General features: G+C 59.0%; 23 protein-coding genes. 7 read left to right on the top strand and 16 right to left on the bottom strand.

The annotated features are described in order from the left end of the window. Nucleotides 1-53 precede the first annotated feature (53 nt). The gene (locus tag AC54AF_RS25365) at nucleotides 54-437 is read right to left on the bottom strand and encodes a diacylglycerol kinase (protein WP_496638776.1); all 384 of its coding nucleotides are present in this window, start codon (nucleotides 435-437) and stop codon (nucleotides 54-56) included. A gap of 151 nt (nucleotides 438-588) precedes the next feature. On the opposite strand from AC54AF_RS25365, the gene AC54AF_RS25360 reads away from it, so the two are divergent. Further along, a complete protein-coding gene (locus AC54AF_RS25360; RefSeq protein ID WP_096237566.1) occupies nucleotides 589-1,368 on the top strand; it encodes an IclR family transcriptional regulator in 780 nt (259 codons plus the stop codon). A 104-nt stretch (nucleotides 1,369-1,472) separates the two neighbouring features. On the opposite strand, the gene AC54AF_RS25355 is transcribed toward AC54AF_RS25360, so the two are convergent. From AC54AF_RS25355 to AC54AF_RS25345, 3 genes are all read right to left on the bottom strand, one after another. Then, nucleotides 1,473-2,546 (bottom strand): serine hydrolase, encoded by a 1,074-nt coding sequence (locus AC54AF_RS25355; RefSeq protein ID WP_496638775.1) that lies wholly within the window; start codon nucleotides 2,544-2,546, stop codon nucleotides 1,473-1,475. A gap of 177 nt (nucleotides 2,547-2,723) precedes the next feature. Continuing rightward, nucleotides 2,724-3,443, bottom strand: coding sequence for a nitroreductase (locus tag AC54AF_RS25350; RefSeq protein WP_496638774.1), 720 nt, complete (start codon nucleotides 3,441-3,443; stop codon nucleotides 2,724-2,726). Between the two features lie 24 nt (nucleotides 3,444-3,467). Continuing rightward, entirely contained in the window at nucleotides 3,468-4,385 is a 918-nt protein-coding gene (locus AC54AF_RS25345; protein WP_131689616.1) for an EamA family transporter, read from the bottom strand. Between the two features lie 348 nt (nucleotides 4,386-4,733). Between AC54AF_RS25345 and AC54AF_RS25340 the strand changes: the two genes are divergently transcribed. After that, nucleotides 4,734-5,300 carry a phasin family protein gene (locus AC54AF_RS25340; protein ID WP_131689617.1) on the top strand — a complete coding sequence of 189 codons (567 nt, stop codon included), beginning with the start codon at nucleotides 4,734-4,736 and terminating at the stop codon, nucleotides 5,298-5,300. 294 nt (nucleotides 5,301-5,594) lie between these two features. Here AC54AF_RS25340 and AC54AF_RS25335 read toward each other — a convergent pair whose 3' ends face one another. The 4 genes from AC54AF_RS25335 to AC54AF_RS25320 are packed head-to-tail and all read right to left on the bottom strand — an operon-like array spanning nucleotide 5,595 to nucleotide 9,265. Then, nucleotides 5,595-6,314, bottom strand: a complete 720-nt coding sequence (locus AC54AF_RS25335; RefSeq protein ID WP_131689618.1) for an ATP-binding cassette domain-containing protein — start codon at nucleotides 6,312-6,314, stop codon at nucleotides 5,595-5,597. Next, a complete protein-coding gene (locus tag AC54AF_RS25330; protein WP_131689619.1) occupies nucleotides 6,311-7,084 on the bottom strand; it encodes an ABC transporter ATP-binding protein in 774 nt (257 codons plus the stop codon). The genes AC54AF_RS25335 and AC54AF_RS25330 overlap by 4 nt, the downstream gene beginning before the upstream one ends. 12 nt (nucleotides 7,085-7,096) lie before the next feature. Beyond that, nucleotides 7,097-8,314 (bottom strand): ABC transporter permease subunit, encoded by a 1,218-nt coding sequence (locus tag AC54AF_RS25325; protein WP_496638772.1) that lies wholly within the window; start codon nucleotides 8,312-8,314, stop codon nucleotides 7,097-7,099. 21 nt (nucleotides 8,315-8,335) lie between these two features. Next, complete coding sequence (locus AC54AF_RS25320; RefSeq protein WP_131689621.1) at nucleotides 8,336-9,265, bottom strand: branched-chain amino acid ABC transporter permease; 930 nt, start codon at nucleotides 9,263-9,265, stop codon at nucleotides 8,336-8,338. On the opposite strand from AC54AF_RS25320, the gene AC54AF_RS25315 reads away from it, so the two are divergent. After that, nucleotides 9,216-9,482 (top strand): hypothetical protein, encoded by a 267-nt coding sequence (locus AC54AF_RS25315; protein WP_496638777.1) that lies wholly within the window; start codon nucleotides 9,216-9,218, stop codon nucleotides 9,480-9,482. The two genes, AC54AF_RS25320 and AC54AF_RS25315, sit on opposite strands and share 50 nt — an antisense overlap. 80 nt (nucleotides 9,483-9,562) lie before the next feature. Here the strand turns inward: AC54AF_RS25315 and ispH are convergent, their stop codons facing one another. The 3 genes from ispH to AC54AF_RS25300 form a co-directional block, all read right to left on the bottom strand. Then, nucleotides 9,563-10,510, bottom strand: coding sequence for a 4-hydroxy-3-methylbut-2-enyl diphosphate reductase (gene ispH / locus AC54AF_RS25310; RefSeq protein ID WP_496638771.1), 948 nt, complete (start codon nucleotides 10,508-10,510; stop codon nucleotides 9,563-9,565). A 10-nt stretch (nucleotides 10,511-10,520) separates the two neighbouring features. Beyond that, on the bottom strand, nucleotides 10,521-10,976 hold the full coding sequence (locus AC54AF_RS25305) for an FKBP-type peptidyl-prolyl cis-trans isomerase (protein WP_496638770.1): 456 nt from the start codon (nucleotides 10,974-10,976) through the stop codon (nucleotides 10,521-10,523). A gap of 134 nt (nucleotides 10,977-11,110) precedes the next feature. Continuing rightward, nucleotides 11,111-12,958: a LamG-like jellyroll fold domain-containing protein gene (locus tag AC54AF_RS25300; protein WP_496638769.1), complete on the bottom strand. Its 1,848-nt coding sequence runs from the start codon at nucleotides 12,956-12,958 to the stop codon at nucleotides 11,111-11,113. Nucleotides 12,959-13,203: 245 nt separating this feature from the next. On the opposite strand from AC54AF_RS25300, the gene radC reads away from it, so the two are divergent. The 3 genes from radC (at nucleotide 13,204) to rpmG (ending at nucleotide 14,553) form a co-directional block, all read left to right on the top strand. Beyond that, nucleotides 13,204-13,878 carry a RadC family protein gene (gene radC, locus AC54AF_RS25295; RefSeq protein WP_496638768.1) on the top strand — a complete coding sequence of 225 codons (675 nt, stop codon included), beginning with the start codon at nucleotides 13,204-13,206 and terminating at the stop codon, nucleotides 13,876-13,878. A gap of 248 nt (nucleotides 13,879-14,126) precedes the next feature. After that, entirely contained in the window at nucleotides 14,127-14,363 is a 237-nt protein-coding gene (rpmB, locus tag AC54AF_RS25290) for a 50S ribosomal protein L28 (protein WP_010400928.1), read from the top strand. A gap of 22 nt (nucleotides 14,364-14,385) precedes the next feature. Then, nucleotides 14,386-14,553 carry a 50S ribosomal protein L33 gene (gene rpmG / locus AC54AF_RS25285; protein ID WP_010400929.1) on the top strand — a complete coding sequence of 56 codons (168 nt, stop codon included), beginning with the start codon at nucleotides 14,386-14,388 and terminating at the stop codon, nucleotides 14,551-14,553. Between the two features lie 140 nt (nucleotides 14,554-14,693). On the opposite strand, the gene AC54AF_RS25280 is transcribed toward rpmG, so the two are convergent. The 5 genes from AC54AF_RS25280 to AC54AF_RS25260 form a co-directional block, all read right to left on the bottom strand. Continuing rightward, the gene (locus AC54AF_RS25280) at nucleotides 14,694-15,863 is read right to left on the bottom strand and encodes a DesA family fatty acid desaturase (protein WP_496638767.1); all 1,170 of its coding nucleotides are present in this window, start codon (nucleotides 15,861-15,863) and stop codon (nucleotides 14,694-14,696) included. Nucleotides 15,864-16,035: 172 nt separating this feature from the next. Further along, the gene (locus AC54AF_RS25275) at nucleotides 16,036-17,394 is read right to left on the bottom strand and encodes a mechanosensitive ion channel family protein (protein WP_496638766.1); all 1,359 of its coding nucleotides are present in this window, start codon (nucleotides 17,392-17,394) and stop codon (nucleotides 16,036-16,038) included. A 125-nt stretch (nucleotides 17,395-17,519) separates the two neighbouring features. Beyond that, nucleotides 17,520-18,839, bottom strand: coding sequence for an RsmB/NOP family class I SAM-dependent RNA methyltransferase (locus AC54AF_RS25270; RefSeq protein WP_496638765.1), 1,320 nt, complete (start codon nucleotides 18,837-18,839; stop codon nucleotides 17,520-17,522). Between the two features lie 21 nt (nucleotides 18,840-18,860). Further along, nucleotides 18,861-19,469, bottom strand: coding sequence for a phosphoribosylglycinamide formyltransferase (purN, locus tag AC54AF_RS25265; protein WP_131689627.1), 609 nt, complete (start codon nucleotides 19,467-19,469; stop codon nucleotides 18,861-18,863). Nucleotides 19,470-19,626: 157 nt separating this feature from the next. Beyond that, nucleotides 19,627-20,025 carry a barstar family protein gene (locus AC54AF_RS25260; RefSeq protein ID WP_034747450.1) on the bottom strand — a complete coding sequence of 133 codons (399 nt, stop codon included), beginning with the start codon at nucleotides 20,023-20,025 and terminating at the stop codon, nucleotides 19,627-19,629. Nucleotides 20,026-20,426: 401 nt separating this feature from the next. Here AC54AF_RS25260 and AC54AF_RS25255 point away from each other — a divergent pair, with 401 nt between their 5' ends. Continuing rightward, nucleotides 20,427-20,939 (top strand): glycine zipper 2TM domain-containing protein, encoded by a 513-nt coding sequence (locus AC54AF_RS25255; protein WP_131689628.1) that lies wholly within the window; start codon nucleotides 20,427-20,429, stop codon nucleotides 20,937-20,939. Nucleotides 20,940-21,162 lie beyond the last annotated feature (223 nt).

Genomic DNA, 21,162 nt, shown 5'->3' with positions numbered 1-21,162 from the left:
CAGCACTGCCAAGGGAAGATTCCGGCATTTCCCCTATTTGCCGAGGACAGAGCCTAATAGAAACGGTTGAACAGCACCACGGACCACGCTGCAAAAGCCAGGATACAGGTCAGCAGCACGGCGGCGCTGCCAAAATCCTTGGCGTTTTTCGACAGCGGATGGCGCTCCAGCGAAATGCGGTCGACCACGGCTTCGATTGCGGAATTGATCAGTTCGACGATCAGCACCAGCAGCAGCACGCCGATCAGCACCAGTTTTTCAAAGGCGGAGATGCGCAAGACCAAGGCGATCACCGTGCCGGCGACGAACAAACCGAGTTCCTGGCGGAACGCGTGTTCGTGGCGCCAGGCCGCCTTCAAGCCATCGAGCGAATAGAAAAAGGCGGAAAAGATCCGTTTCAAGCCACTTTTACTTTTGAATTCATTTACAGGTTGCATAATTTTCCATATGTAAAGCAGATGCCGTGGGCACATTATGGGGGCGGCATGGCAGTGTGACCATTTATTCGCCGACTATCTCGGAACATTTCACTATTTTTTCACATTATGGTATAAAGAAGCATGAATACTGCATTGCACCAAATCCATCATGAAAATTGAACCGGTCGCTGCCCCCAAGACGACGATCCAGGTGATCGAACGCATGGTTGCCCTGCTCGATGCCCTGGCGAAATATTCCGATCCGGTCAGCCTGAAGGAATTGTCGAAAGTTTCCGGCCTGCACCCTTCGACGGCACACCGCATCCTTAACGACATGGTGCTGACGCGCTTTGTCGACCGCATCGAACCGGGCACGTACCGGCTGGGCATGCGTCTGCTGGAACTGGGCAATGTGGTGAAAAGCCGCCTCAGCGTGCGCGAAGCGGCGCTGGACTTCATGCGCCAGCTGCACAAGAAAACCCAGCAAACGATCAACCTGTCCGTGCGCCAGGGCGACGAGATCGTCTACATCGACCGCGCCTTTTCCGAGCGCTCGGGCATGCAGGTGGTGCGCGCCATCGGCGGCCGCGGCCCGTTGCACCTGACTTCGACCGGCAAATTATTCCTCTCCGTCGACGAGCCGAAAGCCATCCGCGCCTACGCCACGCGCACGGGCTTGGCCGGACACAACAAGAATTCGATCACGGATCTGCAAAAGCTCGAGCGCGAACTGAGCCTGGTGCGCGAGCGCGGCTATGCGCGCGACAATGAAGAGCTGGAACTGGGCGTGCGCTGCATGGCCGCCGGCATCCGCGACGACTCCGGCAAGCTGATCGCCGGCCTGTCGATCTCGGCGCCAGCCGACCGTTTGCAGGATGAGTGGCTGGGGGACCTAGTGGAGACGGCGAATCAGATTTCCGTCACGCTGGGTTTTATTCCACAGGACTAAAGCTGGGGTCAGTCTTACAAGATCGGAATTTCCTCCGTTGAGGAAATTCCCCCGGCGGGTCTGCCCCCAGTCGACGCCGCCATGGACATTCGCATTAAACTTCATTACCCGCCAGGCAGACTCATGTTGGCAGGCTTGAGAGCCTCCAGCCACTTGCGCATGCGGCCCGCGTCGGCCGTACGCGACTGTTTTCCCTTGGAATCGAGGAAGACCATGATCACGGCCCGTCCTTCGATGACGGCCTGCATCATCAAGCAACGTCCCGCCTCATTGATGAAGCCCGTCTTTTGCAAGCCGATTTCCCAGCCGGGGTTGGCCACCAGGTGATTCGTATTGCCAAACTGCATGGGCTGGCCGCTGGCTTCGACGATGGCTTTCGGGTCCGTCGAGTATTCGCGCAGCAGCGGATGGCGGAAGGCGGCCATGGCCAGCTTGCCCAGGTCGCGCGCGCTGGCCACGTTCATTTTCGACAAGCCGCTGGAATCGACGTAATGCGTATCCATCATGCCCAGCTGGCGCGCCTTGCTGTTCATGGCGTCGACAAACGAGGACAAGCCACCCGGATAATTGCGGCCCAGCGCCGAGGCGGCGCGGTTTTCCGAGCTCATCAGGGCGATGTGCAGCATGTTGGCGCGCGTCAATTGCGAACCCACTTTCAGGCGCGAGCTGCTGAACTTGGCGCGGTCGACGTCCTCGTCCGTGATCGTCAGCACTTCATCCATGTCCTGGCGCGCTTCGACCACCACCAGGCCCGTCATCATCTTGGTAATGGAGGCGATGGGCAGGGCGACATTGGAATTCTTTTCAAACAGCACTTCCGCATTGGCCTGGTCCAGCACCAGCGCCACGCTCGACTTGAGGTCGAGCGGATCGCGCGTGAGGTTCAGGCCAGCCAGGTCGCCCATGGTGGGCATCGGTGCAGCCATGGGCACGGCCACGCTGGTGACTTTTTGATAGATGACCTTGCGCTTGCCGCGTACCATGACGACGCGGCGCACGGTCTTGTCGCGCGGCGCGGCCGTCGCGCCCTTGCGCAGCACGACCTTGACTTTCTTGGTGTTGTGTTTCTTCGCGGCTGAGGATTTGCCGTTCGCTTCCTTGGCGTGCACGGCCGCAGCCGGCGCCAGCGCAAACAGCAGGGAAGCCAGGATACCCAGCGCAAGTTTAAACTTAGCCATTCGATAATTCCCCGTGAAGCTGTTGCCTTATTGCAGTGTAGCGAAATGCAGAGTAATCGCAAGCCTATTTAACAGTTAAGACAGTATTTATTGCAGCAACGAAATACAAATCGTTAGCGATCAGCAAACAAACTCATCCTTAATCAAGCGATTGCTTGTGCAGATCGCTGGAAATGTCTATTTGTCCATGAATTTAACAAAGCCGGCCAGCGGCTCGCGTTCCGTGTTCAGGCGGTTCTCGACCTTGTCCGGGTCGGCATAGCCGAGGGCCATGCCGCACACCACCATTTCGCTGGCCGGCACGCCCAGCTCGTCGCGGATGATGTCATGGTAATGGATGAAGGCCGCTTGCGGGCACGTATCGAGTCCGCGCGCGCGCGCCGCCAGCATGATGTTTTGCAAGAACATGCCGTAGTCGAGCCAGGAACCCTGTTCCAGCACCCGCTCGATGGTAAAGATCAGGCCCACGGGGGCATCGAAAAACTGGAAATTGCGTCCATGCTGGGCCGCCATGCCGGCCGTGTCGCTGCGCTCCAGGCCCAGCAACTGGTACAGGTCCAGGCCAATCTTGCGGCGGCGCTCGATGAACGGCGCCGTCCACTGGCGCGGGTAATAGGTATACGAAGCCGTGCGCGCGGGCGCGTCCGGTGCCTTGGGCGCGTCGTAGGCGGCCAGGATGCGGCGCGACAGGCGCAGGCGCGCCTCGCCCGACAGCACATACACTTTCCACGGCTGCATGTTGGCGCCCGAAGGCGCGCGCGCCGCCACCTCCAGGATGCGCGCGATATCGTCCTGCGCCACAGGCTTGGGCAAAAAGGCGCGGATCGACCGGCGCGACAGAATGACGGCGTCGACGGCTTGCTGCGCCGACGGTGTTTCCAATGCTTGCTTGTTCACTGCCCTGCTCTCCCGCTTGTTGCTTTATTTCTTGACGACGAAAACCACGCCGACCACGGCCACCAGCATGCCGGCGATGCCCAGCATATTGAACGCTTCGCCAAACATCAGCCAGGCCATCACGGCCGTCGTGGGCGGCGTCAGGTACAGCAGGCCCGTCACTTTCGTCGCATCGCTGCGGCGGATCAGGGCGAACAGCAGGAAGATGGCGCCGATGGACAGCACGAGTACCGACCACAGCAAGGCGCCGATGAAATTCGCTGTCCATTGCACATTGCTGAAATGCAGGTCCAGCCCTTCGTAATACAGGGCAAATGGCAACACCACGACGATGGAAGCGGCAAATTGCACCACCGTGCCGGTGCGCAAGTCGAATTGGGGACAGTGGCGTTTTTGGTACATGGTGCCGGCCGTCATCGACAGCAGGGCAAATACGCACAGCAGCACACTTTCCACGGTCAGGCCCACGAGGTTGATCTTCGCATACACGACGAGGGCCACGCCCAGCAAGCCAAAGAACAGGCCCAGCCACTGGCGCGGGCGCACGGATTCGCCGATCAGCGGCGCGGCGCAGGCCGTCAGCACGGGCTGCATGCCGACAATTAACGCAGAGAGGCCGGCCGGCATGCCCAGCTTGATGGCGCACCAGACGCCGGCCAGATAGCCGGCCTGCATCAGGATGCCGGCCACGGCGATCTGGCGGAACTGTCCCACGGGCCACGGCGCGCGCAACAGCAGCACCAGCGGCAGCAGGATCACCAGCACGCCCAGGAAGCGCAGCAGCAGGAAGGTCAGCGGCGGCGCGTAGGGCAGGCCAAACTTGGCCACGATAAAACCTGTGCTCCATAACAACACGAAGAAACCGGGCAAGGCCATCGGCGCCAGGGTGGCCAGGAAAGAGGCTTTGCCGCTGGCGCCAGCCGCGGCGGGAAGATTGGACATGGTATCGACTCGGGAAACGGGATACTCACCGGGGCGCAGCACCGGTGCGGGAGGCAAAGTCTAGCATGCTGCGCCGCACTCGTCCTGAAAGGCGGGGAAATAACAGTTTAGGATTAAACCATTAACGCACAGAAACTAAATATTTCTCTTTAGAAACAATGACTTTTGACCCAAATCTATTCAATTGTTGCATCGCACAAGAATCGCTTGACTTCATTTTTTTTCGCCGTAGAATAGGGTTTGTTGCGTTGCACAATTCTTGTTCAGCTTGAAAAATTTAGATTCACCTGCTTTCCCAAACGGTACACGCAGCATCAAATTAACCAGTTAGATTTTTTGGAGATTTATATGTTTTCAATTCCTGAGCAATTTTCGTCCGCTACCAAAGCCAACCTGGAAGCCCAATTCGCCCTGTTCTCGTCGTTGACGGGCAAAGCCTTCGAAGGCATCGAAAAGATCGTCGAACTGAACCTGACCGCTGCCAAGGCAACGCTGGAAGAATCGACCGCCGCCGCCAAGCAATTGCTGTCGGCAAAAGATCCACAAGAATTCTTCTCGCTGAGCGCTGCTCAAGCCCAGCCTAGCGCCGAAAAAGCCATCGCTTACGGCCGTCACCTGGCTGCCATCACGTCCGGCACCCAAGCCGAGTTCAGCAAAGCTGCTGAATCGCAAATCGCTGAGACCAACCGCAAAGTGCTGTCGCTGGTGGAAGAAGTCACCAAAAACGCACCAGCCGGTTCGGAAAACGCCGTCGCCATCCTGAAAAGCGCCATCGGCAATGCCAATGCAGGCTACGAGCAATTCTCGAAAACCAGCAAGCAAGCCGTCGAAGCCATCGAAGCGAACCTGACGTCGGCCGTGAACCAGTTCACGCAAGCGGCTGAAAAAGTCGTGCCACGTACGGCTGCCAAGTAATTATCAAGCGACCGCTACGGCGGTCCGCTAAGTAATCCTCGGGAAATGAGTGTGAATTTATGACAAACAGAACCGGATGCTATGCAAGGCGCTCGCTGCGACGCAGTGCGAGCACTGCTAGCAGTGAGTAACGCCGCAGAGCGCCGGTTATGGAAGTCAGAAATCACAATAATTTATTGGGGGTTACTTTAATACCAGCTCCTCCAGGCATCCATCCCGCACTTCCCCGACGGATGCCATTATGCCCCAGCCTGGCTGGGGCATTTTTTATGCCTGAGCACTTCCTGAACGCACCTACTCCCCCAGATACGCCGCCTTCACGCGCGGGTCGTCGAGCATGGCGGCCGCATTGCCGCCCATGGTAACCAGGCCGGAATCCATCACATAGCCGCGGTGCGCCGCCTGCAGGGCCAAACGGGCATTCTGTTCGACCAGCAGAATCGTGATGCCTTCGGACGAGACCTTGCGGATCACCTCGAAGATTTTCTCGACCATGATGGGCGACAAGCCCATCGACGGCTCGTCGAGCAGCAGCAGCTTCGGATGACTCATCAGGGCGCGCGCCATGGCCAGCATCTGCTGCTCGCCGCCGGACAGGGTGCCCGCCATCTGCGCCGCCCGTTCCTTCAGGCGCGGGAACACATCGAACCAGCGGGCGATATCGTCCTCGACACCGGCCTTGTCCGTGCGCGTATAGGCGCCCATCATGAGGTTTTCGCGGATCGACATGCGGGTAAACACGCCCCGCCCTTCCGGCACCATGGCCAGTTTCCTTTCCACCAGGTGGAACGATTTCGTGCCCTTGAGCGACTCGCCCAGGTAGCTGATCGTGCCCTCGACCTTGCAGGCAGGCAAAGTACCCGTGATGGCTTTCAGGGTCGTCGTCTTGCCGGCGCCATTCGCGCCGATCAGTGCGATCAGCTCGCCCTCGTTGACTTCCAGGTCGATGCCCTTGACGGCCTTGATGCCGCCGTAGGCCACGTGCAGGCCCGCCACCTTCAATATGTTACTCATGCGTGCGATCCCCCCAGGTAAGCCTCGATGACGGCCGGGTTTTGTTGTATTTCGGCCGGCAAGCCTTCCGCGATGCGCTTGCCATACTCAAGCACCGTGATGCGGTCGCACAGTCCCATCATCAGCTTCACGTCGTGCTCGATCAACAGCACGGTCTTGCCTTCGGCCTTGATTTTCACCAGTAACTCGCGCAGGGCCAGTTTTTCCGTCGCATTCATGCCGGCAGCCGGCTCGTCGAGCGCCAGCAGGGTCGGATCGGTGGCCAGCGCGCGGGCGATTTCCAGGCGCCGCTGGTCGCCATACGACAGGAAGCGCGCCGTGCGGTTGGCGAACTGCGCGATGCCGACGAAGTCGAGCAACTCCATCGCCCGCCGGCGGATGGACGCCTCTTCCTCGCGCGCCGCCTTGTGGCGGAAGATGGCGCCGAACACGCCCTGGTGCGAGCGCACGTGGCGCCCCACCATGACGTTTTCCAGCGCCGTCATGTCGCCAAACAGACGAATGTTCTGGAAAGTGCGGGCAATGCCCGCCTTCGCCACCTTGTGCGGGGCGGACGGCGAATACGGCTTGCCGGCCAGCTCGAAGGTGCCCGTGTCGGGCTGGTACAGGCCGGTGATCACGTTGAAGAAGGTGGTCTTGCCGGCGCCGTTCGGACCGATCAAGCCGTAGATTTGCCCTTGCCGGATGGTGATGCCCACGTCGGTGAGTGCCTGCAAGCCGCCAAAACGTTTATTGACGCCGGCAATATTGAGAATGATCTGTTCGCTCATGCTATCCCTCCCTTAAGCGGACACGACGCCGGTGGATTTGTTCGGCTGATCGACGTCGTGGTCGGGCCGGTCTTCGTGCTTCGGCGATGGCCACAGGCCGGCGGGACGGTTGAGCATGATCAAGACCATGGCCAGACCATACAGCAGCTGGCGCAGCACTTCCGCCTCGATCACCACATGGCCGAACAGCGCCTGCTGGGCCGGCTCGACTACATGGCGCAGCACTTCCGGTATCGAGGCGAGGATCACGCCGCCGAGGATCACGCCGGGGATGTGGCCGATGCCGCCCAGCACTACCATGGCCAGCACAGCGATCGATTCCGTCAGCGAGAACGATTCCGGCGAGACAAAGCCCTGAAACGAGGCAAACATGGCGCCCGCCACGCCGCCGAACGAGGCGCCCATGGAAAAGGCCAGCAATTTCACGTTGCGCGTATTGATGCCCATGGCTTTAGCGGCGATCTCGTCTTCGCGGATGGCCACCCAGGCGCGGCCCAGGCGCGAATGCTGCAGCCGCTTGGTGACGAACACGACGGCGATGCACAGGAACAGGAACAGGAAGTAATAGGCATTCACGGACGGCATGGAAAAGCCGGCCACCACGACGGTGCTGTTGGTGCCCGCCTCGCCCGCCAGGTTGACGCCGAAGATGCGGATCGGGTCGATCAGATTGATGCCTTGCGGCCCATTCGTGAAATTGATCGGGTCGTTCAAATTGTTCATGAAGATGCGGATGATCTCGCCAAAGCCCAGGGTCACGATGGCCAGATAGTCGCCGCGCAGTTTCAAGGTGGGTGCGCCCAGCAGGGCGCCGAACAGGCCGGCAACAAAGGCGGCCAGCGGGACGATGATCCAGATCGACAAATGGATGCCGTTTTCGCGGATTTCAGGTCCCATCAGTTGCACCAGGGTTTCGCCCAGCACCGGATACTGATTCACCACCGATTCGAGCAGGATGGCAAACTGCGGCGAGGCCAGCAGGGCCGTCAGGTAAGCGCCCACGGCGTAGAAGGCGATGTAGCCGAGGTCGAGCAGGCCGGCGAAGCCGACGACGATGTTCAGGCCCAGGGCCAGCATGATGTACAGCAAGGCCATGTCGATGATGCGCACCCACGAGTTGCCGAACTGCGCGGCAAAAAACGGGAACACCATCAGCAGCGCGGCCAGGCCCAGCATGCCGGCGTAGGCCTTGGCCGGATTTTTCTTAGCGTCAAAATCGAGTAATGCCATGATTAATCTCCCAGTTTCACATCAGGCACGGTCGGCCACGCGTTCGCCCATGATGCCGGACGGACGCAGGGTCAGCACGATGATCAGCACGACGAAGGCAAAGATATCCTGATAGTGGCTGCCCAGGAAGCCGCCCGTGATGTCGCCGATATAGCCGGCGCCCAGGCTCTCGATAATGCCCAGCAAGATACCGCCCAGCATGGCGCCATAGATATTGCCGATGCCGCCCAGCACGGCCGCACAGAAAGCCTTCAAGCCGGGGATGGCACCCATGGAGAACTGGATGGACGCATAGTTGGCACCCCACATCACGCCGGCCACGGCCGCCAGCGCGGCGCCGATGGCGAAGGTGGCCACGATGACCTTGTCGGAATCAACGCCCATGAGTCCCGCCACGCGGGGGTTTTCCGCCGTGGCGCGCATGGCGCGGCCCATTTTCGTTTTTTCCACCAGCAACACCAATCCGCCCATCGACAGCGCGGCCAGGGCCAGCAGCAGCACTTGCGTTTGCGAAATCACGGCGCCGCCTATGTTGATGGGGTCGGTCGACAGCAATTGCGGAAAGGGCAAGGGATTGCGCGTCCAGATCATCATGGCGAAGGTTTGCAGCAGGATGGAGACGCCGATGGCGGTAATCAGGGGAGCGAGGCGGGGGGCGTTGCGCAGGCGGCGGTAGGCGACCCGCTCGATGATGATGTTGACCAGAATACAGATGGGAATGGCGCCGAGGATGGCGGTGGCCAGTTTCAGATAGCCGGGCCAGTCCGGCACATAAATGCCCAGCAGTTTGAGGATGCTCAAGCCCACCATGGCGCCGATCATGAGCACGTCGCCGTGGGCGAAGTTGATCAGGTTCAAGACGCCGTACACCATTGTGTAACCGAGGGCGACTAAGGCATACATGCTGCCCAACACCAAGCCGTTAATGATCTGCTGGATGAATGTATCCATGATTGCCCTATCAAATATGCATTTTTCGGGAACATCTTCCGCCAGAACACGGGTCGCTGATACAAAAACGGCACCGGAGGAAGAATTCCTGCAGTGCCATCCCTGGACCGTTCTCACCAGCATGGTGCACGCACTGAAAATGGGCGCGACCTTGCTTAGTCATAACGACAACATATTCAAGCTTGAGGCAATCATAACGATCTTTTGCGAAAACTAAGATCGGAATAAATCAATCATTTCCGAATTAAATTCGGTTTTGAGGCAACTATTTCATCGATACTCAACAGCCATACAGACTCAGGCGACGTCGCGCTTGATGCCATCAAGGCCTTTTGGCATCGGAAAGGTGACGGCTTCCTGCACGCCGTCGAGCGGGCGCACGCTCTTCACGCCGCACTCTTTCAAGCGGTCGATGACGGCTTGCACCAGCACCTCGGGCGCCGAGGCGCCCGCCGTCACACCCACGCGCAGCTTGCCTTCCAGCCAGGCGGGATCGATCTGCGAGGCATTGTCGACCATGTAGGCAGGCGTGCCCATCTTCTCGGCCACTTCGCGCAAGCGGTTCGAATTCGAGCTGTTCGGGCTGCCGACGACGATCACCACTTCCACTTGCGGCGCCATGAATTTCACGGCTTCCTGGCGGTTCGTGGTGGCGTAGCAGATGTCGCCTTTTTTCGGCTCGGCGATATTCGGATATTTCGCTTTCAAGGCCGCAATAATGTCGCTGGTGTCGTCAACTGACAACGTTGTCTGCGAAACATAGGCCAAGCTGTCCGGATTGGCGACCCGCAGTTTCGCCACATCGTCGAGCGTTTCCACCAGATGCATGCCCATATCGGCCTGGCCCATCGTGCCTTCCACCTCGGGATGGCCATCGTGGCCAATCATGATGATCTCGCGGCCTTCGCGGCGCATCTTGCCTACTTCCATGTGCACCTTGGTGACCAGCGGGCAAGTCGCGTCAAAAATGCTCAGGCCGCGCGACTCCGCCTCGGCGCGCACGGCTTTCGACACGCCATGCGCGGAAAACACGAGCGTATTACCAGCAGGCACGTCATCGAGGTCGTCGATGAAGATGGCGCCCTTGTTGCGCAAATCGGCCACCACATAGGCGTTGTGGACGATTTCATGGCGCACATAGATCGGTGCGCCAAATTGCTGCAAGGCGCGCTCGACGATTTCGATCGCCCGGTCGACGCCAGCGCAGAAACCGCGGGGCTGGGCCAGTAACAGTTCTTTATCCATCGCTATTCCTTCACAGCACCGAAATAAGCTTGACTTCAAAACGCAGCGGCTGGCCGGCCAGCGGATGGTTGAAGTCGAACAAGGCCGAGTCCGCGCGCATTTCGCGCAGCACGCCGGCAAAGCGGCCGCCGCCCGGGGCGGCGAAGTCGACCAGGTCGCCGATCTTGTAGTCGGCGCCCGGTACCGAGTTTTCGTCCAGCGTCGCGCGCGAGACGGACTGCACCAGCTCGGGATTGCGCTCGCCAAAGCCTTCGCCGGCGGCCAGCTCGAACGTCTGGTGCGTGCCCTCAGGCAGGCCCAGCAAGCGCTGCTCGAGGAATGGCGCCAGTTGGCCCTGTCCCAGCATCAAGGTCGCGGGATTTCCGCTGAAGGTAGTGACAATATCAGTACCGTCAACAGTAGCAAGACGATAATGCAGGGTGAGGTAAGCCGCTTCGGTGACGACTGCTGGTTGCTCGTTGGACATAGTAGTTTTCAGGTAACTGGTGCAAAACGATATTGTAAGCCACACTGAGCCAGCGCGCCCCATGCCATCTCGGCGCGGCCATGCTTTTGTCAAAAAACATGGCCGCGCAGCGCATCCGACGTCAAATCAGCGAATCAGACGTTGACGTACGTCAACCCGCCAGCCGTGCTGGCATGATTGCCGAAGCCGGAGCTGTCTTCCAGGTTGCCGTCGAGCTTCCAGCGTCCCACGGGCCGGTGCACGATGCCATATTGACCATAGTCATACACTTCCTTCGGCGTCAGCACGCGGTCGTACAGGATGACGTCCGACAACTGCCAGGCGGGCGTGCCCTGCTCCAGCGCATGCACGGGGTGGCCGATCACCAGGGGTGTGCCGGTGGCCTGCACGAATGGCTGCACCATTTTGTTCCCCTGGTACATCAGGAAATCATCGACGTACAGGCTGATGCTACCGTCATGCTTGACAGTGTAGGTGCAGCGAAACCAGCGGTTGGCAATATCCACCTGCAGGCCGTGGCCATGGCTATTGACGCCCTGAGCAACACTGTTCCACATGGACAGGAACGTCTTGATATCCTGCTTGAACAGCGCCCATCCTTTCTTGTCCGCCTGATGCGCGACAAAAGCCTGCGCCTGACCAACGGTCGAGGAGAAAGCCTGTTGCCGGATACAATACGACAATGAAAAATCCGCACTCTCATAGCGCACGGACGACGGCACGGTGAGCATCAGGCCAGGCTGGAATTGCAAGGTCTTCGTCACGCCGAAGCAAGGCGTGGGCGGCGCCGGACGCATGGCGTCTTCGCCGCGCAAGGCGTCCCAGACAGCCTTGCGCTTGTTGCTGTAGGCCGGCGTCTCGACCAGGTTCAGTCCGTCGTCCTCCATGGATTTCCCCCCATTCCAGTCCCAATAGCACGCCAGTTGCACGCCCGTACGGCGTATGGCGCTCAGCAACGCATGCAAGTTGTCTTGCCGTTCGGTATCTTGCAACGCCAGCTCCTGCTTTTTCGACAGGCAAAAGCTGCCAAGGTAATACGGCTTGCCCAAGGTATGCGCGGCTCGCTGCATCACTTGCAGGTAAGCGAGCGAAGACGAGACGAAGTCGGCCGGCAAATCCGCGCTGCTGTCCAGGGCGCTGCTCACATATTCATTCCCCGGGAACAGATTTTCACAAAGACAGTCGACCGGGTCCGGATTCACGAATGGCAGGGTTTCCGTGACGTATTGCTGCAAGGAACCTTGACGGGGCGAAGTATGGGCAATTCCGGCATTACCGGAAGAAATCATGCGCGCCAGACCATCGTTGTCACGCAGCAATTGCGCCGTCTCCTGGATGACTTCCCGGGTAGCGCTCAAGCTAATCCCCGTCACACCCATCAGTTCCTGCGCAGCCATCCAGGCGGCGATGCCTGCGTGGTTGCTGTAACGCTGCGCAAAAGCCTGCGCAAAGGCACGCATGTAGCGGCGTGTTTTCGATTCTGGATTGACCAGTGCGACACGCGCGGCCGCGGCCTGCTCGTCTTTTGTAGCGCCCTCAGCGCCCGCTTCCCCCACCAATTGCGGCACGGCGTAGGGATTCCAGAATGGGCAGGCGATGATGCCGATGCCATTGGCCAGCGCGCAATCGAGCAGCGCCGTTATGGCAAGCCAGTACGAATCTTTGATATTCACATCGCTTAGCGTGTTGTCAGTTGCGAACTTTGGCTTGCCAACGACTTCGCCCCAGTTCCAATAGCCATCCTTGCCGTTGAAAGGCGCCAGCATCACCTGGATGTACTTGAAGCCGTTGCTGGCAAGGTACGGCAAATCGGTGCTGTAATCGGGCTTCTCCAGGTCCGGAACGAGCGGTGCGGCAACACTCCAGTTACGGTGTTCCAGATACGCGTGCGCATTGAGGCCGATGCCGCTGACCTTGCCCGTATTGACGCCGGCGGCGTTGAACTCTTGCATGACTCCATTGATAACTTTGATATAAGGCATGACGACTCCGGTAAAACAAGTGGAAGACATTGAGTTCAGGGCCCTGACTCCCCGTCGCTGCAGCTTGCATGGATTGCAACGACAGGCAAATGATAGCGTCTGGAAATGACCAGGCAGGCATCTTGGTTTTTGTTTTTTTCATATGATTCGCCATGAAGACGAGCTAGCGCAGCATCGCAGCCTCAGGATGGCGCGACAATCATCCCCAGGCGCCACGATCAGCCGGGCGCGACAGGGGAGGCAGCATGGGCATCAAGGATTGGCCGGCCGGCGAACGGCCGCGCGAACGTCTGATCGAGGATGGCGCGCAGTCGCTGTCGGACGCGGAATTGCTGGCCGTGTTCCTGCGCACGGGCGTGCGCGGCAAGAGTGCCGTGGAACTGGCGCGCGATACGGTCGAGCACTTCGGCTCCCTGCGCGGCCTGTTTGGCGCCAGCCTCGTGAGTTTTTCCGCCGTGCACGGCATGGGCAGCGCTAAGTTTGCCCAGCTGCAGGCGGTGCTGGAACTGGCGCGGCGCGCCATCATCGAGGACTTGCAGGCGGGGCAAGCCCTCAATTCGCCGCACGCCGTGAAAGATTATTTGCGCCTGACCCTGGGCCACCTGGCGCATGAAGCGTTTCATGTGTTGTTTTTGGACGTCAAGAACCGCCTGATCACGACGCAGGAAATGTTTCGCGGCACCCTCACCCACACCAGCGTGTATCCACGCGAAGTGGTCAAGCAGGCCCTGCTGCACAACGCGGCCAGCGTCATGCTGGCGCACAATCACCCCTCCGGTACGCCGGAACCGAGCGAATCGGATTTGTTACTGACGCGCGCGCTGGTGCAAGCGTTGTCGCTGGTGGACGTGCGCATCCTCGATCATTTTGTCGTGGCCGGCCGGCAAGTGCATTCGTTCGCGGAACACGGCCAGATCTAGGCCAGCGCCCGCCCTGATGACAGTTAACCATGTGTAAACAAGGACATACGTGAAGACACCAGACTTCTTATCTAGCAGTAAACACACTTGTTTACCAGCGTTTTCCATATGAAGAATAGGCAAACATCAAATTGTTAAATTATTCAACAGAAATATGACACAATTGTTTTTCGCAAGTCATTGATAAATCTGCTTATTTTGGATATACTCTCGTTTTTCCAATTTGGAATATCTTTAAGGAGTGCGCCATGGCACGTGTTTGCCAAGTCACTGGGAAGAAGCCGATGGTCGGCAACAATGTTTCCCATGCAAACAACAAAACCAAACGTCGTTTTTTGCCTAACTTGCAGAATCGTCGTATTTTTGTTGAATCTGAAAACCGCTGGGTCTCCCTGCGTTTGTCCAACGCCGGTCTGCGCGTCATCGATAAAGTCGGCATCGACGCCGTATTGGTCGATATGCGCGCTCGTGGCGAAAAAGTCTAATTAGCAGAATAAGGGAGCTATCATGGCAAAATCAGGCCGCGACAAAATCAAGTTAGAATCGACCGCCGGTACGGGTCACTTCTACACGACTACCAAAAACAAGCGTACGACGCCTGCGAAAATGGAGATCATGAAATTCGATCCTAAAGCACGCAAGCACGTAACGTACAAAGAAACCAAAATCAAGTAATTGATATTGTGTTCTGTAAAAAGAGCCGCTCCGATGAGCGGTTTTTTTTCGTCCTGATTTTCATTCGGCTCCCCTTCCCTTTTTCCGGGACGAAAAAAAGGCCCTGGAAACCAGGGCCTTGATATGCTGCGGCAGCTTACTCAGGCATAGCTGCGCAAGCGCAATGAAAACTCTTGCAACGACTTGATGCCGGACGCTTCGGCGCGCGTGCACCAGTCTTGCAGCTTTTGCAGCAATTGCTCACGCGTAAAGTGCGAGCGCTCCCAGATGGCGCCCAGCTCCACGCGCATGTGGTGCATGGTTTCCAGCGCCTTGCTGTGCTGGAACAATTCCGACAGCTGCTCGTGGTGCGCATCGGCCAGCTTGCCCGGTTCGCGCTGCATCAGCTTGCGCGATGACTTCAGGAAACGCTTTTCCAGTTCCGCCTTGTGCTTCAGGTGTTCCAGCTCTTCCTTCCAGGCATGCTTGATCGATTTCGCATACTTGGCCATCACGTCATAGCGGTTGGCGATGACGGACTGCAAGGTCTCGAAGTCCGCTTCCAGCTTGCCGTGCGAGAATTTCGGTTCCGGCGCCAGCTTTTTCACCTTGGCCAGGCCCAGCATTTCCAGTGCGCGGATATACGCCCAGCCGATATCGATTTCATACCATTTCGACGACAGCTTGGCCGACGTCGCATACGTATGGTGGTTGTTATGCAACTCTTCGCCGCCGATCAGAATGCCGAACGGAATGATATTGGTGGCCGCGTCGGCGCAGTCATAGTTGCGGTAGCCCCAGTAGTGGCCGATGCCATTGATGATGCCCGCCGCCGTGATCGGGATCCACATCATTTGCACGGCCCACACGGAAATGCCGATCACGCCGAACAGGATGAAATTGATGACGAACAAGGACACCACGCCCAGCCAGCTGTATTTGGTATACAGGTTGCGCTCGATCCAGTCCGTCGGCGTGCCGTGACCGTACTTGGCCATGGTTTCCATGTTCTTCGATTCAGCGCGGTACAGCTCGGCGCCTTCCCAGAACACTTTCTTGATGCCGCGCGTCACGGGGCTGTGCGGATCTTCTTCCGTATCGCACTTGGCATGGTGCTTGCGGTGGATGGCCGCCCACTCCTTGGTGACCTGGCCCGTCGTGAGCCACAGCCAGAAACGGAAGAAATGGCTGGGAATCGCATGCAATTCCAGCGCGCGGTGGGCCTGGTGGCGGTGCAGGTAAATCGTGACGCTGGCGATCGTGATATGCGTAACCACCATGGTGTAGAGGAAAACTTGCCATGCGGACAGATCTGTAATGCCAGTTGCCATGAACTGCAAAACGTCGTGTAAAACGGAACTCAATGTCATTACTGCTACTCCAAGTGGACAGGGCGTGCGCACGGTCGCTCCAGTGACTCTGGAGGTCCGGCAGAGTTAATTTTAGGCGTGATTGTACGCCCTAATGGGTGCTCTCAGGCAAAATCGGAGGCAGGCAGCGAGGTTAAGGCTGGGTGCCGGATGGCGCGGACTCACCCTCTGCCGCACCCGCGAGCGGGGCAGGAGGCGTACCAACAATACGCAATTCACGTTGCGGAAACGGTACAGTGACCTTATGTTCCTGCAAAGTGCGCCAGATGGCGCGGTTCACATTCGACTTCACGCCGCCCGTGCCGTTTTCCGGATCCGCGATCCAGAAGCCGATCTGCACATCGAGACCGTCGGCGCCGAAACGCACGAGAGTGGCCGATGGCGGATTGCTTTGCGACACACGCGGCACCTTGGCCGTCGCCGCTTCCAGCAAGGGGAAGATGACATCGAGATCCGTTTCATAGCCCACCGACACAGCCGTCGACAACCAGACCATGCGGTTGCTCAGCGACATGTTTTGCACGCCGCCGGAAATCAGCATTTCATTCGGCACGATGGATTCAACGCCATCGCCACCCAATAACACAGTATAGCGCGTATTGATCTGCGTCACCTTGCCCGTGAATTGACCGACGGTGATCATGTCGCCGATGGTGAGGCTGCGGTCGAGCAGGATGATGAAACCGGACACAAAGTTCGCGGCGATCTTTTGCAAGCCAAAGCCCAGCGCCACGCCGAAGGCGCCGCCAAACACGGACAGCACCGTCAGGTCGATGCCCACCAGCGACAGGCTGACCAGCACGGAAACGAGGATCAGCACGGCGCGGCCCATGCGCGACAGCACCACGCGCAAGGAGGTGTGCAAGCCCTGCATTTTCATCAGGCGCTCGTCGAGCGAGGTGCCGGCCCACATGGCCAGCACCAGCAGCACGGCTACCGAAATAGCGGCTTGCAAGATGGCAGCCACGGATACCTTGTTGCGCCCCAGCGGCACAACGATGCTTTCCAGGAAGGTATGCAATTCCGGCCACTGGCCCGTGATGTACAAGGCCATGCCGGCCCACACCACGACCGTGAATATCTTTTCCAGCAACAACATGGTGGGACTGATGTCGCCATGGCGGGCAAAAATGCGGCGCAGCACATAGAAACCGAAGCGCACCAGCGCCATCGATGTGCACAGGGGAATGGCGATACTGAGCAGATTCACCGACTGGAACTTGACCAGGAAATGCTGCGCAATGCCCAGCAGCATGGCCGCCAGCACGGGCGTCAGGATGCGGATGAAACTATCGGTGCGCTGCAAGGTTTCCGGCGTGGCCGGCGTGGCAGCCGCTTCCGCCCGCTGGTGCAGGAACACGCGCAACTGCCGCACCAGCAGCCAGCTCAGCGCCAGGCAGGCGACGATGACCAGCGCCTGCCACAGGATGGCAGGTTGACGGAAATCGTCGACAAAGTCAGTGATCAGGTTGAGCAGCGGGGTTTCGTTCATGGTGGATGGCGTCTGGAAGATGGTGCAGGGAAATAACCGGGCGGGGCGCCCACAGCCTGCGCCAGACTGGCTGGCGCAAGTGCATGGCCACCGCTGCGATGCTGCAGCGGCGGCCCGTGACAAACTTATTCGGCTGGTTCAGCGTCAACGTCGTCGGCCGGCTTTTCATCGGCGTAGACTTTTTTCGGCATGACCTTGCGCTCGAACACGGCGGCGAAGAAGCCGTCGGTCTGGTGCAAATGCGGCAACAATTTCAGATAGTCGCCCATTTCCAGATTGATCTTCTGCTCGGCCAGCACCTTGCTCATCGGTACCAGGGTGAAGTCCGGATGGGCTGCCAGGAATTGCTCAGCGATAAAATCGTTTTCTTCGTTCAGAAAGCTGCAGGTGGCATACACCAGGCGGCCGCCGCCCTTGACCAGGCGCGCCGCGCCGGCCAGGATGGCTGCCTGCTTGGCTTGCAGTTCGACGATCGAGTTCGGCTGCTGGCGCCATTTCACGTCGGGATTGCGGCGCAGGGTGCCCAGGCCGCTACATGGGGCATCGACCAGCACGCGGTCGATCTTGCCGGCCAGGCGCTTGATCTTGGCATCGCGCTCATGCGCGATCTGCACCGGATGCACGTTCGACAGGCCGCTGCGGGCCATGCGCGGCTTCAGCTTGGCCAAACGCTTTTCCGACACGTCGAACGCGTACAAACGGCCCGTGTTGCGCATCAGCGCGCCCAATGCGAGGGTCTTGCCGCCCGCGCCGGCACAGAAATCGACCACCATCTCGCCGCGCTTGGCGCCGACGATCTGCGACAGGATCTGGCTGCCTTCATCTTGCACTTCGATGGCGCCGCTCTGGAACAACGGCATGTTTTGCAGCGAAGGCTTCTTGATCACGCGCAGCCCCAGCGGTGCATAGGGCGTCGGCGTGCTGAGGATCGGTGCTTCGGCCAGGGCCAGCATCACGTCCTCACGCGTGGCCTTGAGCGAGTTGACGCGCAAGTCCAGCGGCGCCGGCGCGTTCAGCGCATCAGCCAGCTTCATGGTTTCCGCTTCGCCGAACTGGGCGATCAGCTTGTCGAACAGCCAGGTCGGCATGTTGGCGCGCATGTTCGACGGCATCAGGCTGCGGTCGATCTGCGTGATGCGTTCCAGCCATTCGACTTCTTCTTCCGTCAGGCCGCCCAGGGAGTCGGCACCGACGGCTTCGGCCAGGCCGAGGATGGTCAGGCGGCGCATGGTCGGGCCACTGCCCGCTTCGGCGAAGTCCGTGAAGAACGATTTGTTGCGCAGCACGGCATAAATGCCTTCGGCGATGGCGCCGCGTTCGCGCGAACCGAGGCGCGGATGGTCGCGGAAATAGCGCGACAGGGTGGTGTCGGCCGGGGCCGTGAAACGTAAAATTTCGCGCAATACTTCTTCAGCATTGGCAAGTATCGCTGGTGGCAATCTCATTGTTATTCTTCCTGTAATATTTTATTGAGGGTCCACGCGGACCTGGCCATGCTCGACTGACAGTTTATCGTCAATGAACAGGCGGATGGCGCGCGGGTAAAGCAGATGTTCCTGTACCAGCACGCGCGCCGATAAGCTGTCTTCTGTGTCGCCTGGCAAGACTGGCACCACCGCACTGGCCACGGCCGGGCCATGATCGAGCTCGGCAGTCACGAAATGCACGGTCGCGCCGTGTTCCGTCACGCCCGCCTCGAGCGCCTGGCGGTGCGTCGCCATGCCCGGGAACAGCGGCAGCAGCGACGGGTGGATATTGAGCATGCGCCCGGCGTAATGCTCGACGAAGGGCGGCGTCAGGATGCGCATGAAACCGGCCAGCACGACCAGGTCGGGGGCGAAGCCGTCGATCACGGCTTGCAGCGCCGCATCAAACTGTGCGCGGCTGGCATAATCCTTGTTGGCAACGACTGCCGTCGCTATCCCATGTTCCGCGGCAAAAACCAGTCCCTGGGCATCGGCCCGGTTACTGATGACGGCGGCAATACGGGCTGGCCATTGCTCGGCTTGCGCCGCGCGCACGACCGCTTCCATGTTGCTGCCGCGTCCGGAAATGAGGATAACGATATTTTTCATAGCGCGCATTGTACCCGCTATGGCGATGCGAATCTAGAAAGGCCGGCATTATTGTTGCGGCGCAACATAGGCGCCAGCGTGCCGCAGCCGCCCGAAGATGCCGGCTCTCACCTGCGCGGGAAGGTGGTTTTGACGGCGCCGCGGCAAGAGTAAGTAGTTACTCAAACGAATAGAAGACGCGGAACGGCACTTTCTTCTCGGCCCAGTAGTCGGCCGCGTCGCGGAACACGTCGAGCAGGATCTCGCGCGCTTCCTTGTCGAATTTTTGCGTATTTGGCAATTGCTCGAGCACCACCAGGAAACCCGTCTGCGTGCCCGCCTTGAACATGGTGTCCGTCAGGCACAGCCGCAAAGCATCGAAATTCTTCGCCAGGTTTTTCGGAAACAGGAATGCTTCTGCAATAATGCCGATGACTTGTTGTTTGGTCTGTCCAGCGTTGCAATGCGCATATAAAAAGTGCTGCCCGAGACGGATCGCCTCGTCTTGTAATTCGGTCACGCGAAAGGCACGGATGGACTGGACAAGGTTGGGCGGCACGGTTAGTAACAAACTCATTTTTCCCTCAAATCGACCTGTTATGTATGGATCTTTTCTAGCTACTCTTCTTATTGCATCCCCGCACGCGGGTCAATGCGCACGCGGTGATTCGATCTGTATCCACTTTTATGCGATTCAGTGCGATTTTATATAAGCCATACGCGTATTAGGGTAACGTGTTGTCTTGCATGAATCAACCCGAATATGATGTCAAACGCAAGATTTGTTACAAACCGCTGGTTTCAAGTCATTTCAACATCTTGTATCGATTGAAAGTGCATGTTACAGACTGTGGGGCAAGGGGCTTGGGCTGTTACATTTTGTTGCCATGCGAAACACTCGCCCCGGTCTGGCGGGATTACTATGGTCCCAAGTTGTAAAAAATACCCTGAAAGATTCTCTACATAACGAGGTTACAAATGAACTTGCAAGCCAAATTGATGATGTCAGCCCTTTGTATCGGCACATTGCCACTCGCCCAGGCCGCCGACTTTGAAGATTTCGGCAAGGTCGTGCGCGTCGTGCCGCAAGTGGAACAGATCAACCGTCCACGCCAGGAATGCCGCACGGAATACGTGCAAGTGCAGGCGCCGCCGCAACAGCGCAGCGCTGGCGGCTCCATCGTTGGCGGCATCGCCGGCGCCCTGCTCGGCAGCCAGGTCGGTGGCGGCAATGGCCGCACGGCCGCAGCCGCTGCTGGCGCGATTGCCGGCGCCGTCGTCGGCGACCGCATCGACAACCAGAACAACTACCAGGGCGGCATGCAGGAACAAGCCGTCAAGCAGTGCCGCCAGGTCGACCACTGGGAATCGCGCAACAACGGCTACCAGGTCACCTACGACTACCGCGGCCGCAACTACACGAGCATCATGTCCTACGATCCGGGCGAGCGCATCCGTCTGCGCGTCTCGATCGAGCCAGCTCAACAGTAACACCTGACATAAGCTGCTGCGCGTCGGCATAGGCGGCCTGCGATGCTCACCGGCTCGGCGCCCCCGCACAGAGTACGGTTGCGCTTCTCGGCCACCTCGTCCTTCCGCTCGCGACGCTTCTGTCAGGCGTTGTTACTCACTATTAAAATGCCGATCCCTAAGGGTCGGCATTTTTTATGGGTGCGCCCAGCATGGGCGCACTCCTGTGGGTGAAAGTCCCGCC

It is taken from the genome of Janthinobacterium sp. JF4, assembly GCF_059617925.1.
This window is presented reverse-complemented; position numbering and strand designations above follow the sequence as displayed.

Bases quoted from the DNA above. Each gene is read 5' to 3' on its own strand.
- rpmG (WP_010400929.1), top strand. From the start codon at position 14,386: ATGGCAAAATCAGGCCGCGACAAAATCAAGTTAGAATCGACCGCCGGT.
- ispH (WP_496638771.1), bottom strand. From the start codon at position 10,510: ATGGATAAAGAACTGTTACTGGCCCAGCCCCGCGGTTTCTGCGCTGGC.
- AC54AF_RS25300 (WP_496638769.1), bottom strand. From the start codon at position 12,958: ATGCCTTATATCAAAGTTATCAATGGAGTCATGCAAGAGTTCAACGCC.
- rpmB (WP_010400928.1), top strand. From the start codon at position 14,127: ATGGCACGTGTTTGCCAAGTCACTGGGAAGAAGCCGATGGTCGGCAAC.
- AC54AF_RS25365 (WP_496638776.1), bottom strand. From the start codon at position 437: ATGCAACCTGTAAATGAATTCAAAAGTAAAAGTGGCTTGAAACGGATC.
- radC (WP_496638768.1), top strand. From the start codon at position 13,204: ATGGGCATCAAGGATTGGCCGGCCGGCGAACGGCCGCGCGAACGTCTG.
- AC54AF_RS25340 (WP_131689617.1), top strand. From the start codon at position 4,734: ATGTTTTCAATTCCTGAGCAATTTTCGTCCGCTACCAAAGCCAACCTG.
- AC54AF_RS25275 (WP_496638766.1), bottom strand. From the start codon at position 17,394: ATGAACGAAACCCCGCTGCTCAACCTGATCACTGACTTTGTCGACGAT.
- AC54AF_RS25355 (WP_496638775.1), bottom strand. From the start codon at position 2,546: ATGGCTAAGTTTAAACTTGCGCTGGGTATCCTGGCTTCCCTGCTGTTT.
- AC54AF_RS25305 (WP_496638770.1), bottom strand. From the start codon at position 10,976: ATGTCCAACGAGCAACCAGCAGTCGTCACCGAAGCGGCTTACCTCACC.
- AC54AF_RS25260 (WP_034747450.1), bottom strand. From the start codon at position 20,025: ATGAGTTTGTTACTAACCGTGCCGCCCAACCTTGTCCAGTCCATCCGT.
- AC54AF_RS25270 (WP_496638765.1), bottom strand. From the start codon at position 18,839: ATGAGATTGCCACCAGCGATACTTGCCAATGCTGAAGAAGTATTGCGC.
- AC54AF_RS25335 (WP_131689618.1), bottom strand. From the start codon at position 6,314: ATGAGTAACATATTGAAGGTGGCGGGCCTGCACGTGGCCTACGGCGGC.
- AC54AF_RS25255 (WP_131689628.1), top strand. From the start codon at position 20,427: ATGAACTTGCAAGCCAAATTGATGATGTCAGCCCTTTGTATCGGCACA.
- AC54AF_RS25330 (WP_131689619.1), bottom strand. From the start codon at position 7,084: ATGAGCGAACAGATCATTCTCAATATTGCCGGCGTCAATAAACGTTTT.
- AC54AF_RS25320 (WP_131689621.1), bottom strand. From the start codon at position 9,265: ATGGATACATTCATCCAGCAGATCATTAACGGCTTGGTGTTGGGCAGC.
- purN (WP_131689627.1), bottom strand. From the start codon at position 19,469: ATGAAAAATATCGTTATCCTCATTTCCGGACGCGGCAGCAACATGGAA.
- AC54AF_RS25345 (WP_131689616.1), bottom strand. From the start codon at position 4,385: ATGTCCAATCTTCCCGCCGCGGCTGGCGCCAGCGGCAAAGCCTCTTTC.
- AC54AF_RS25325 (WP_496638772.1), bottom strand. From the start codon at position 8,314: ATGGCATTACTCGATTTTGACGCTAAGAAAAATCCGGCCAAGGCCTAC.
- AC54AF_RS25280 (WP_496638767.1), bottom strand. From the start codon at position 15,863: ATGGCAACTGGCATTACAGATCTGTCCGCATGGCAAGTTTTCCTCTAC.
- AC54AF_RS25315 (WP_496638777.1), top strand. From the start codon at position 9,216: ATGCTGCCCAACACCAAGCCGTTAATGATCTGCTGGATGAATGTATCC.
- AC54AF_RS25360 (WP_096237566.1), top strand. From the start codon at position 589: ATGAAAATTGAACCGGTCGCTGCCCCCAAGACGACGATCCAGGTGATC.